The following is a 12,139-nucleotide window of genomic DNA, read 5'->3' on the forward strand; positions in this document are numbered from 1 at the left end:
ACTCGTCCATGAAAATCCATACGCTGGCTCTCTCCTTTGTCGCCGCGCTCGCTGCCAACGACGTCTACGCTCAATCATCCGGTGCCACCACCTCCATGGGAACGGTGGAAGTGCGCTCCAGTCGTGGACAACTGACCGCCAATGAAGTGCTGACGTCTGTGGATGTCCTGGGTGCGGAGGACATCGAGGACAAGAACGTTTCGCAGAGTTGGGAACTGCTCGGGCTGATGCCGGGCATGCAGCTGACCGAGACGCGCCAGGGCGCCGAGTCGGGCAAGGTCAGCTTCCGGGCCTTCAACGGCGAGGGCTACCTCAATGCCATCAAGACGTTGATCGATGGCGTGCCGAGCAACGTCAACAGCGGCAACCAGCGCTTCATCGACATGCTGTTCCCGCTGGAGATCGACTACATCGAAGTCGTGCGTGGCACCAACGACCCGCGCTACGGGCTGCACAACATCGGGGGCAACATCAACTTCGGTACGCGTCAGGGTGGCGATTACACCGACGCTCGGTTGAGCTACGGTAGCTTCGATACACGGGGCGCCCAGGTCGCCGTGGGCCGTGAGCATGGCGGCTTCGCCCAGAACTACTTCGTCGGCGTGCTGGCATCGGACGGCTACCGCGACCACGACAGTTCCGAGAAGTACTCGGTCGGCGGCAAATGGTTCTACGGCAGCCTGGAAGACGGCATGAGGATCGGACTGACCGCCCGCGCCTACCACCACGAGGCCGACGAGCCCGGCTTCATGACCGCCGGGGAGCTTCGCGCAAACCGTCGCAGCTCGGATCTGCGCAACCGCAACGACGGCGACGAGCGCGACATGCGGCAAGCCGCCCTCCACATGGACTTCGCATTGACGGAGGGCCTGGTGCTGGGCAGCAAGCTCTACTACAACCGGTATGAAGACGACCGCCGGGTGACGTTCAGCGACATGCCCACGGGCAATGCGCCCCGGCAACGTCGCCTCTGGGATGAGAGGCAGGCAGGCCTGTTCGCCACGCTGACCTGGAAGGCCAGCGACGCACTGACCTGGGAAGGCGGCCTCAACTACGAGCAGCAGGACAACCGCTATCGCCGGGAGCGCTTCAGCTATGCGGAGCCGACCGACTTCGATGGGGTTCCCGCGCGGATCCAGAACGACGACGCCCATACGTTCGACAACTGGGGGGCGTACGTGCAGGCCATCTACCAGGTCACCGATGCCCTGAAGATCGTGCCCGCCTATCGCATGGACCGCTTCGACGGCACCACGCACCTGCTGGGCGGCATCCGCGCGCCCTTGCAGGACTACGGCACGATCGGACAGCCGAAGCTCAGTGTGGTGTACGCACTCACGCCGCAGACGAACGTCTACGCCAACTGGGGACGGACCTTCCAGGTGCTGACGGGCGCGACGGCACCGGCATACCTGACGCCGGGCCAGGCCGTGATGCGGCCCTCGACTAATACCGGTGTCGAAGCCGGCATCAAGTTCAGTCCTTTCGCTGGCGTCCAGGCGCGCCTCGCCGCGTGGCAGCAGGATGCCGAGAACGAGGTGTCCAACATGCCGGCGACCGGCACGACGGTGGTGCTGGGCAAGACCCGTCGACGTGGCGTGGACATGCAGGTCGATGCCGCTCTGGGCGAGAGGTGGACCGTGTGGGCATCGCACGCCTATCAGGAAGCGAAGATCGAGCGCGACGGTCGTGCGCCCGTTCTCTCTTTGGAGGGCCGCGAGGTCGCGGCCACACCTCGCTACATCAGCAATCTGGGTATCGACTTCCAGGCCACGGATGCGCTGAGTCTGGGCCTGCAGGGCCGTGCTCAGGGCGACTACTACCTGGAGGAGCGCAACGTCGCGGGCAAGTTCGGTGGCTTCGCCGTGCTGGACCTGAGTGCGAAGTACAACATCAATCCGCGACTGAGTCTGGACCTGCAGGTGAAGAACGCGACGGCTCGCGAGTACGTCTATGCCTGGTATGACAGCTTCTTCTGGGAGAGGGTCCAGCCGATGTTCTCGCCCTCGGCGGGTCGGTCGCTCTACGTCGGTTTCAACATGAAGCTCTGAAATCGGCGTCTGCGCTGCGGGTGAACCTGAGCACCACCCCTCTCCCCATCACGAGAACCATGATGAAGATCCGCCTGCTTTCCTCTGCGGTGGCGAGCCTTGCGCTCGTGCCGTCGACTGTATTTGCACAAGATGCGCTACGCACGCCCGTCAAACTCGACGAACTGGTCGTTGTCGGCGAAAAGGGCGCCAGACCGCCGCTTTCGGCGCTGTCCTCGACCACGCTGAGCGGCGACGAACTGGTGCATCGCAGACAGGGCGGGCTGGGTGAGACGTTGGCGGGGCTGCCGGGCGTGCACCTGGACAACTTCGGCGGCGGCGCATCGCGGCCCGTCATCCGTGGGCAGACCTTGCCGCGCATCGAGATCCTCTCCGATGGGGCCAACGTCTTCGACGCCTCCTCCGTATCGCCCGATCATGCGATCGCCACCGATCCGCTGCTGCTCGATGCCATCGAGGTCATCCGTGGCCCCGCGGCTGTCATCTACGGCGGCAACGCGATGAACGGTGCGGTCAATCTCATCGACGGCAAGATTCCCAAGGTGCTTCCGCAGAACGGATTGGCGGGCAGCGCCGAAGTCCGCCTCGGCTCGGGCGATCAGGAACGGGCCGGTGTGGGCCGGGTGACGGCAGGTGCGGGCGCGTTCGCGGTACATGCCGAAGTGGCGCGCCATCTCGGCGACGACTACGACATTCCCGGCGGCCGATTGCGGGATTCTTTCGCCGAAGGCACCACGTCCTCGATCGGCGCTTCCTGGATCACGGACCGCGGCTACCTGGGTGCGTCGCATACGCGGCAGGACGCCGAGTACGGTCTGCCCGGCCATTCGCACAGGAACGGCGTCTGCCATACGCATGGCATCGACCTGCATTGCCAAGCCCATGATGCGTACGAGGACCCGTTCGGCTCATCGGACGACCATACGGCGCGGATCAAGCTGCGCAGCGAGCGGACCGACATCCGTGCGGACGTCTCCGATCCGCTGCCGGGCTTTGAGCACCTCAGGCTGCGGCTGTCGTCGACCGACTACCGGCATGACGAGGTCGACGGGCCTGCCCTGTTCAACCGCTACACGAATGAGGTCGATGACGGACGCATCGAACTGACCCACAAGCCGCTGTGGGGATTCACCGGTTTGATGGGAGTGCAGTACACGGACAGTACGTTCAGCGGTCTCAACGTCAACAACCTGCATGTGCCATTCCCGGAGAACGGCTACGGGCTGGTTCCCCCTTACTACCACCTCACCGAGAGCATCGGTGTTTTCCTCAGCGAACGCCGCTCTTTCGGGAGCGTGGATGTCGACGTGGCCGTACGGAAAGACTGGCGCGAGATCGACGTTCCCGCGCCCGCGTTCCGCCACACGCTGACGCCTGCCTACCAGGACCTCTTCGAAGGCTGGTACGGACCGGACTGGGAGCAGGTGATCGAGGACGAGGTGGTTCAGAGTTTCATCCGGAGGAATCCGGGCACCAAGCAGCGTCCTGTCTCGGCATCTGTTGGTGCGAACTGGAACGTGGCGGATGGCTACGCCATCGCTTTGTCTCTCGGGCGCACACAGCGTGCGCCGAGCGTGCGCGAGCTCTACGCGTACGGCAACAACTTGGCGACCAACAGCTACGAGGTGGGGCTTGCCCGCTCGCGCAGCGCCTCATCGAGTTTTCCGGAGAGCCGGACTGACCTGCTGGAGACCACGCGCTCGGCCGACCTGACCTTCCGCGGCGCCGACGGCGCGGTGGAGTACGAGATCGGCCTCTTCCACCAGGACATCAAAGACTACGTTTTCGCCCGTCTGATAGAAACCGATAACGAGACGGGCGTTCCGCACAACTACCTGCTCTACACCGCAGCCGACGCCAAGTTCCGCGGCATCGACGGGCAGGCCAGCCTGCGCTTGAACGACGGGCACCGGTTGACCGTCTTCGGCGACTATGTCCGCGCCGAGCTCACGAGCGAGGACGACAACGTGCCGCGCATTCCTCCGGGGCGACTGGGCATACGCCACGAATGGTCCAGCGGCCCCTTCTCGGCGGACGCGGAGTACTACCGGACATCCTCGCAGGATCGCATTGCGTCCTACGAGACAACAACGAAGGGCTACGACATGCTCAATGCGACCGTCGCTTATCGTCTGGCGCTGACGCCACGGCAGTCCGCAGAGTTCTACCTGCGCGCAACCAATCTATTGAACGAGACCGCCTATGTACACACTTCGTTCGTGAAGGACCAGTCTCCGATGCGCGGCCGCAACCTGGTGATGGGAGTTCGTTACAATTTCTGATGAGAATGGGGGCGTGGACTATCGTCGTTGGTCCACGTCCTTTGGCCTGGCAAGAAGGCCCGCGCTCCTCTGGATTCATCTGCCTGTATGCGTCGCGCGGTGCCGCTACATCGCTGACTTGCGTCGGATGCGCTTAGCCGGTGGGCTCAGTTCTTCGCCAAGTGATTTCCGCGTCTGGACTTGGACGCAATCGATCGACGCAAGCGCTAGCCGATTCGACCTTAATTCATGCAAGGTCATCTAGTCAGCAGGATCAGGCAGTTGAGGTCCCAAAAAGAAAACGACCTTTAAGGGAGGCGCCGTAGTATTTCTGCTGTCTGGATGGATGTTGTTCGTTCCATACGAACATCATGCGCTTTGTACTTCTGCTTGATCTGCACGACGTATACGTGCCTGGAGGCGCTGGCTGCTAAGGAAGAGAACGGGTACCAGTAGCAGACTCAAGTAGGTTGAGATCATCAGGCCGCCAATGACGGCAATTGCCATCGGCTGACGAAAGCTCGCATCCGAACCAAAACCCAGCGCGATCGGGAGCATGCCGGCGACCATGGCGATAGTGGTCATGACGATGGGTCTTGCCCGCATCCGGCACGCGTCTCTCACGGCGGTCGCCGCATCCTTGCCTTCCTGCCGCATGTGGGTAGCGGCATAGTCGATCAGCAGTATGGAATTCTTCGCAACCACCCCCATGAGCATGACAAGTCCGATCATCGCGGGGACATCCAGTTGGGTATCGGTCATCCAGAGGGCGACAAAGGCACCCCCGAGGGACAGGGGTACCACCGACAGGATGGTGAGTGGCTGGAGCAGGTCCCTAAAAAGCAGGACCAGCACGCAAAACATGCAGAGCACGGCCGTGACGGCCGCCGATACGAAGCTAGAGGCAAGTTCCGACGCCAGTTCGCCATCACCGTCGTCAAGGAGCGAAACACCCTCAGGCATGGACTGCACCGCTGGCAAAGAGGTGACGCGAGATTCGGCCTCGCCCAGCGATAGTCCACCCAGCCCTGCAGTCACAGTCACATATCTCTGCAGGTCGTATCGCTCGATACGTTGCGGACTGCTGGAGAAGGTGAGTTCAGCGACGCTTTCAAGAGGGATCAGTCCCCGCACCGACCTTACCCGTAGTTGCCCTATTTCCTTGAGGTCCGACCTTTGAGCATCAGCCAGGCGTACGCGGATCAGAAGCTGCCGACGATCGACGTTGAAGCGTGGAAGGTCCTCATCGAAGTCACCATCAAGCGCAACGCGAAGGGTCTCCGCGATGGCTGCTGTACTCACGCCCGCCTCGGCTGCCCGTACTGCATCCGGCCGAGCGATGAGCTCGGGGCGGTCCAGCGAGGCGGTGGAGTTGACGTTCAACAGGCCAGGGACGGATCGCATCTCGCCAGCGAGCGCTTGGGCTGATGCCGTTAGGGCCCGTACGTCGCCGCTGGTGAGGATCAGCGAAATTTGGGTCCCATTGCCTCCATCCACAGAAAAGCGTGCGCCTGGGACCGTGCGGAGCGCCTCACTGACCTTTCCTTCGATCACAGCCTGTGCCTCCCGTGAGTCGCGAGGTGACAAGCTCAAAGTAACCATCGAGCGGCGCACGTCGGACGCCTGATCGCCTCCGCTGCGGTCACCCGCGATCGAAAACACGTGATCGATGCCCTCCACGTCCGCCACGGCGCGTCGCACGCGCTCCACCGCAGTATGGGAATCCATGATGGAGGCGCCCGGGGGAAGCTCCACCGTCACCTGGAAGAAGCCCTTATCCGAAGGCGGAATGAAGCCGGTGGGTATCACGAGCACCAAACAGAAGGATGCTGCCAGGAACAATGATCCGGCCGCCAAGGTGGCGTGGCGGTGGGAAAGGCACCAGTCCATAGCGCAAAGATAAACGCGCATCCAGCGCCCATCCTGCGCGTGCTTTGTTGGAGCGTCGCCCAGCCATCGCACAGCGAGCAGCGGCGTGAGGAAGCGCGCCACCAGCAAGGAAGCGAGAATGGAAATGACGGCAGTCCATCCGAACTGGCGGAACAACATGCCACCTATTCCGGGCATCATTGCCGTGGGCAGGAAGACCACGACCAAGGTGAGTGTGGTCGCGGTCACCGCGAGCGAAATTTCCGACACTGCATCGCTGGTTGCCTGTAGGAGCCCTTTGCCCATCCTTCTGTGTCGTTCAATGTTCTCGATCTCGACAATGGCATCGTCCACAAGGATTCCTGCGACTACGGCCAGCGCAAGAAGGGTCAGCGTGTTGAGCGAGAATCCGAGCAGCGGCATAAGCGCGAACGCGGGGAGGATGGACAGCGGCAATGCGACTGCTGAAACCATCGTTGCGCGCCAGTCCCGAAGGAACCAACCCACAACGAGTGTTGCGAGAAGCGAGCCTTCCCATAGCATTTGCATCGAGCCGCGGTATTGCTCTTTTGTATAGTCCGCAGCACTGGCAACCAGCGAGCCACGCAGGCCGGGATGAGCCTGCTGGAGCGCTGCAACCGCCCGCGCCACCTCCGCGGCAATGAGGGTCTCGTCCTTTCCTTTGGTCCGGTAGACGTTGAACCCCACCACGGGTCTGCCGTCCAGCATCGCGGTCTGGGCGCGATCACGCGCCGCATCCACCAAGGTGACGAGATCACCAAGCCGCACGCTCTGCCCCGATGGCAGTGGTAGCGGCATGCTTTCAAGCTCGGCAATCTGTGCTGCGGCACCCAGCGTCCGGGAAGAGAACTCGCGTCCACCCATTCGCGCCGTGCCACCGGATCCGTCCAGTTGCACCTGACGCAGTCCGTGCGATAGCTCGGCGATTGTCAGATCCATCGCAGCCAGGCGTGCAGGATCCACTTCGGCGCGAATTTCCCGTTCCATGCCGCCTATCCGCTCAACTCGGCCTACACCAGGGACGGCCAATAGCGCTTTGCTGAGGGTATCGTCGACGAACCAGGACAAGGCCGCTTCATCCCACGGGTCCAGAGACAGGACATAGGTCACCACCGGATCGCTACCAAGGACGTCTGCGCTGTAAGCAGGCGGACGTACGTTCGCAGGAAGGTCGGCGTGGATGCGGTCGACGGACTCCTTCACCTCGGACATCGCGTCCTGCAACGTCTTGCCGATGTCAAATTCGGCGGTGATCTGAACCAACCCCTCCACGACCGTCGTCCTCACGTGCCTGAGGCCGGGAGCGTTCCTGATCGCCTCTTCGACAGGCCGGGCGACCTCAGCCTCCAGTTGAACGGGCGCTGTTCCTGGAGCCTGGAGCGCCACGTTCACCGTGGGAAGTTCGAGTTCCGGCAGGTTTTTGATGGGTAGCTGGTTGAAACCGTGGAGTCCGGCGAGTGCCAGCAGCATGAAGGCAAGCACCACCGGCAGCGGGTTGCGAATCGACCATGTTGCAATATTCATCCGCCGATCGCCTTCTTCGGCATTTCCATGCCTTGCGCATGCTCGACGATGGACACCAAGTCACCATCGGTCAGAAAGCCAGCGCCTTCCACGGCTACATGCGTGCCTGCATCGATGCCGGCAACCACCTCCACGAATCCGCCCTGCCGCCTGCCCGTCTGTATGGCGACCGCGTTCACAAGCGTTCGCCTACCGGACATGCGAACGACGAAGATGCTGCTCCTGCCGTCGCGCTCGGAAACCGCCGATGCGGGTACAACGATGGCAGCTGATTCGCCTGTGTGGATCGTGCCCTTCGCATACATGCCGGCGCGTGCAGTCGAGGGCGGGATGATGTCAGCGTAAACCAGGGCGGACCGCGAGGCTTCATCCAGCGCGGGTGCGACCAGCCTGACCGTCGCGTTTGCGGAAGCACCGTCGGGCAACTTCAGACTAACGGTCTGGCCTTTGCGGATTCCGGCCAGTCGCTGCGCAGGGGCCTGGCCTCGCCACTCAAGACGCTGTTGTCGGATCAGTTTGAACAGCTCCTCCCCTGTCTCCGGGACCGCGCCCACCGTTGCGGTACGCGAGCTTATTACACCATCGTCACTGGCGCGGAGCAGTGTGTACGAGTGCTCCACGCGCTTTGCATGCAGCGCCGCACGGGCAGAGCGAACGGCTGCATCCGCCACTTCCGCTTGCGTAGTAACGGCAAGTATGGATTGTTCACTCAACGCCCCGGATGGCCTCAGCAGTTCGGCGCGTTCCGCCTCACGACGGGCTTGGCTGGCCACCGCTCGTGCCTGCATCAGAAGTGCCTCGAGACGATGGATCTCGGCCAGAATCAGCGCGTCATCGAATCGCGCGAGTATCTGCCCCTTGACGACCCGGTCTCCCACGTCGACGTCGATGCTGGATAGCCGCAGGCCATTGAGCGGGGCTCCGACGATTGCCTCCTGCCAAGGCAGGACTGCTCCGGAGATGAGCACGGTGGAGGGCCAGATCTGACGCTCGCTGATCCCGGTTGTGATCGTCATGGCCGGGGATGCAGCTTGCTGCGCGTCGGGGGGCTCATCGGTGGCGTTGCGGTAGGCAATGAGCAGCAGCGGCACGAGGACCAAGACGGCGACGACGACTGCGAACCTGCGGGCTCCGATCGCGCCAAGCGCCCTGGCAGGTCGCCCGTGGCCGAACCGATGCTGCAGGCGAGAAGGATCTCGGATCGGGTCGTGGGGAGAGTTGATATCGAAGGGCATGGCCGGGCAGTGAGAGAGGCGGCATGCATGCTGCCGTCGGGCCTACGACCTTGCCGGCCAAGGTGTTACAGGCAACTTACTGAAAAATCCTATTTCCGTAAGTTCCGGGTAATAGGGCGTACCAGAGACTGCGCGCTCCTCCCCAGCCAGAATCGATACGATGTCCAGGCACCTCCTGCAAATTCTCCTTCTGTTGCCATCCGCCGCCTTCGCACAAAGCAGCACGAGCGATGTCATCGCTGAGCAGCTCGATGATCGATGGACGCTCGGCGTTGCGCTGTCGCTGAGCGACAGCCCATACGCAGGCGAGGACATCCGTCCTCGCCCATTTCCCCTCGTGACCTACCAGGGAGAACGCATATTCTGGCGCGGTTTGTCCGGGGGTATCCATGCATTCAAGGGGGACGCTTTCGCTCTGGATTTCATAGTGTCCGGACGTTTCGACGGCTTCGATATCAAGGATCTAGGTCGTGTGGAATTGGCGGCGAACGGGGTCGATGCCGAGCACTTGGTAGATCGCGACGACGGCGTTGATGTGGGACTGGCCGCCAGCTGGGAAGGGCGGGCGGGTGAGATCAAGCTGCGGGCGCTCGTTGACGCCACCGACACAAGCAGTGGTTACGAGTTTGCAGTTGACTACGCCTATCCGTTGCAGTTCGGAAAGACCAAGGTGGTGCCGGCGGTGGGCGCGAGATGGCTCTCTGACGATCTGGCGGACTACTACTACGGCACTCTCGATGAAGAGGTCGCCCGTGGCGCCCCCCTGTATCGACCCGGTGCATCGGTAATTCCGGAACTCAGCCTGGGGGTGTATCGTCCTATCGGGAAAAAGTGGATGTTCTTCGGGTCCGCGAAGTATGAATTCCTGCCCAGTGAAATCACGGACAGTCCTCTCCTGGACAAGGACGCAAGCGGGGCCGCAGGTCTGAGGATAGGATTCAGTCGTGGCTTCTGACGTTTCACGCTGAAAGCGATCATTCCCGATGGCAGAACACGCCCGAAAACCCGGTAACCGTATTGCGCTGGTCGAAGACCACAGTCGCCTGTCGGGTCTCGTCAAGCGGGGCCTGGCCGGCGCAGGCATCGCTGCCGACACTTTTGCGACACTGGAGGGAGCCTGGTACGCAGTAAATCAGAATCCGTACAGCGCCGTCATCGTGGATCGCGGGTTGCCGGATGGGGACGGACTGGACCTGGTGCGACGGATGCGCGCCGGACGACTGACCACGCCATGCCTGATGCTCACATCACGCGATGCCTTGAGGGACCGGGTAGATGGACTGGATGCGGGGGCTGACGATTACCTGGCTAAGCCCTTTGCCCTGGAGGAATTGGTTGCCCGCATCCGTGCCTTGATGCGGAGGCATCCCGATGTCCGAGACGGCAGCACTTCCTTTGCTGGCATCGTCGTCATTCCGGAGAGCAGCTTGATGACGTGTGCTGGTGCCCAGGTGGTGCTCGCGCCCGCGGAACTGCAGATCATGATCTGTTTGGTGCGCGCCGGTGGCCACGCTGTCAGGCGGCGCTCCCTCGAAACAGCGGCGTGGGGAATGGATGAGGCCGTTACGCCCAACGCGCTGGATGTCGCATTGCATAGGCTGCGCCGCAAGCTGGTTGAAATAGGCGCCCGGGCGGGCATCTACAATGTCCGCAACGTCGGCTTCATCCTGAAGACGCTCGATGTTGCCGCGTAGCCTAAAAGGCCGACTTGTACTTGCAGGCATGGCGGGCACTCTGGCTGCAGGCATTGCCGCGTCGGCCGTTATCTGGCTCCAGTTCTGGCCGAGTTCGCCGACCAGGGCCGTGCGCGCGGAATTGCAGGAGGACATCGACGACATCGTGAAGGGCATGAACGTCGCTTCCGACGGGGCGCTGCACATCGAGCTCAGCGACGACAACGCGAGTATGTACGACGCCATGCCCAGGGATACAGCGTATCTGGTTCTCCAGGATGGGCGAGAGGCGGCGAGCAGTATCGAAGGTCCAGCACTCCAGCAACTGGCGATGATGCGGTCGGGGCAGTCGGTGGCGACAGTGGAAAGTGCCAATGGTCCGATCCACATTGAACTGGCGGAAACATACATTTCACACGCGGACCACCCGATCGCGATCAGGGCCGCGCGCAGTGAACGATTGGTGATGGCCCTGAACGACTACGCGGCGGAACGGTACCTGCAGGGAAGCCTGATTGCCATCGTTATGGCGTTGCTGACCTTCGCGCTGATTACGTATTTCACTGTGAATCGCATGATTCAACCACTTCAGAGAGCGTCACGCGTAGCGGCCAGTCTTGAACCCCGCAACCTCTCGACGCGGCTTCGAAGTACAGATCTTCCATCGGAGATCGTACCGTTGATCGAGGCGTTCAATGGCGCACTCGTCCGTCTGGAAGACGGGTTTCGTATTCAGCAGGATTTTCTGGCCTCCGCAGCCCATGAGCTCAAGACCCCATTGGCACTTCTACAGGCCGAGGTCGAGCTTGGCGGATCGGCAAACACGTCCTCACTTCTCCGTGAAACGGCCCTCATGGCGCGCATCGTCCATCAGCTTCTGCACCTCGCTGAGGCCAGTGAAGGAGGCAATTACGACATCGAGCCGCTAGCGTTGCAGGGAGAACTCGAGAGCGCTGTGGGCTACCTGCAAAGACTCGCCGACAAGCACGCCGTGGAGCTGACGTTCGTGTCGACGCAGGCGAAAGTGGTTGATGCCGATCGTGGTTCCTTGTTTGTGCTGGCAAAGAACCTGGTGGAGAACGCAATCAACCACTCTCCCGAAGGTGGGCGTGTACTGGTGCGGCAAGACGAAGCGGGATTCAGTGTGGAAGATGAGGGTCCCGGTGTGCTGGAAAACCATGTCCCATTGCTATTCCAGCGCTTCTGGCGGGCGACGGATCAGGACTACGAGGGCGCTGGTCTGGGGTTGACCATCTGCCGGGAGATCTGCCAGATGCACGGGTGGAAGATTCTCTACGAGCCAGCCGTGATCGGCGCCCGTTTCAGAGTCATCTTGCAGCCCGGCCTGTAACGAAGCGGCATGGTGGGGCGATGAAGATGCGCGCGCAGTTCCAACAATGGTGGGGTGCCCGCAAACGCCGCGCGAAGGATGTCATTGGAGGGCGCTGGCAATGAGGGCCCCGCCGGAGCACGACACACCCGATGCTTCGCTCGCTCGTTGTCGT

Annotated in this window: 7 protein-coding genes; 5 read left to right on the top strand and 2 right to left on the bottom strand. The window is 62.1% G+C overall.

Features of this window, described 5'->3' with window-relative positions; genetic code table 11:
* The first annotated feature begins 8 nt into the window (after nucleotides 1-8).
* A complete protein-coding gene (locus AC3DET_RS12415) occupies nucleotides 9-2,051 on the top strand; it encodes a TonB-dependent receptor (RefSeq protein WP_488391821.1) in 2,043 nt (680 codons plus the stop codon).
* 59 nt (nucleotides 2,052-2,110) lie between these two features.
* Nucleotides 2,111-4,333 (top strand): TonB-dependent receptor domain-containing protein, encoded by a 2,223-nt coding sequence (locus tag AC3DET_RS12420; RefSeq protein ID WP_488391822.1) that lies wholly within the window; start codon nucleotides 2,111-2,113, stop codon nucleotides 4,331-4,333.
* Nucleotides 4,334-4,681: 348 nt separating this feature from the next.
* Here AC3DET_RS12420 and AC3DET_RS12425 read toward each other — a convergent pair whose 3' ends face one another.
* The gene (locus AC3DET_RS12425; protein ID WP_488391823.1) at nucleotides 4,682-7,726 is read right to left on the bottom strand and encodes an efflux RND transporter permease subunit; all 3,045 of its coding nucleotides are present in this window, start codon (nucleotides 7,724-7,726) and stop codon (nucleotides 4,682-4,684) included.
* A complete protein-coding gene (locus AC3DET_RS12430) occupies nucleotides 7,723-8,961 on the bottom strand; it encodes an efflux RND transporter periplasmic adaptor subunit (RefSeq protein ID WP_488391824.1) in 1,239 nt (412 codons plus the stop codon). The genes AC3DET_RS12425 and AC3DET_RS12430 overlap by 4 nt, the downstream gene beginning before the upstream one ends.
* Before the next feature lie 160 nt (nucleotides 8,962-9,121).
* On the opposite strand from AC3DET_RS12430, the gene AC3DET_RS12435 reads away from it, so the two are divergent.
* From AC3DET_RS12435 to AC3DET_RS12445, 3 genes are read left to right on the top strand one after another with little or no spacing between them, the layout of a single operon-like run.
* Entirely contained in the window at nucleotides 9,122-9,916 is a 795-nt protein-coding gene (locus AC3DET_RS12435; RefSeq protein ID WP_488391825.1) for a MipA/OmpV family protein, read from the top strand.
* A gap of 28 nt (nucleotides 9,917-9,944) precedes the next feature.
* Nucleotides 9,945-10,655, top strand: a complete 711-nt coding sequence (locus AC3DET_RS12440; RefSeq protein WP_488391826.1) for a response regulator transcription factor — start codon at nucleotides 9,945-9,947, stop codon at nucleotides 10,653-10,655.
* Nucleotides 10,642-11,985, top strand: coding sequence for an ATP-binding protein (locus tag AC3DET_RS12445; protein ID WP_488391827.1), 1,344 nt, complete (start codon nucleotides 10,642-10,644; stop codon nucleotides 11,983-11,985). The genes AC3DET_RS12440 and AC3DET_RS12445 overlap by 14 nt, the downstream gene beginning before the upstream one ends.
* Nucleotides 11,986-12,139 lie beyond the last annotated feature (154 nt).

The sequence above is a fragment of the Pseudoxanthomonas sp. 97-1-1 genome, from assembly GCF_057773125.1.

Coding starts and splice junctions, on each gene's coding strand:
- AC3DET_RS12420 (WP_488391822.1), top strand. CDS start 2,111: ATGATGAAGATCCGCCTGCTTTCCTCTGCGGTGGCGAGCCTTGCGCTC.
- AC3DET_RS12440 (WP_488391826.1), top strand. CDS start 9,945: ATGGCAGAACACGCCCGAAAACCCGGTAACCGTATTGCGCTGGTCGAA.
- AC3DET_RS12435 (WP_488391825.1), top strand. CDS start 9,122: ATGTCCAGGCACCTCCTGCAAATTCTCCTTCTGTTGCCATCCGCCGCC.
- AC3DET_RS12425 (WP_488391823.1), bottom strand. CDS start 7,726: ATGAATATTGCAACATGGTCGATTCGCAACCCGCTGCCGGTGGTGCTT.
- AC3DET_RS12415 (WP_488391821.1), top strand. CDS start 9: ATGAAAATCCATACGCTGGCTCTCTCCTTTGTCGCCGCGCTCGCTGCC.
- AC3DET_RS12430 (WP_488391824.1), bottom strand. CDS start 8,961: ATGCCCTTCGATATCAACTCTCCCCACGACCCGATCCGAGATCCTTCT.
- AC3DET_RS12445 (WP_488391827.1), top strand. CDS start 10,642: ATGTTGCCGCGTAGCCTAAAAGGCCGACTTGTACTTGCAGGCATGGCG.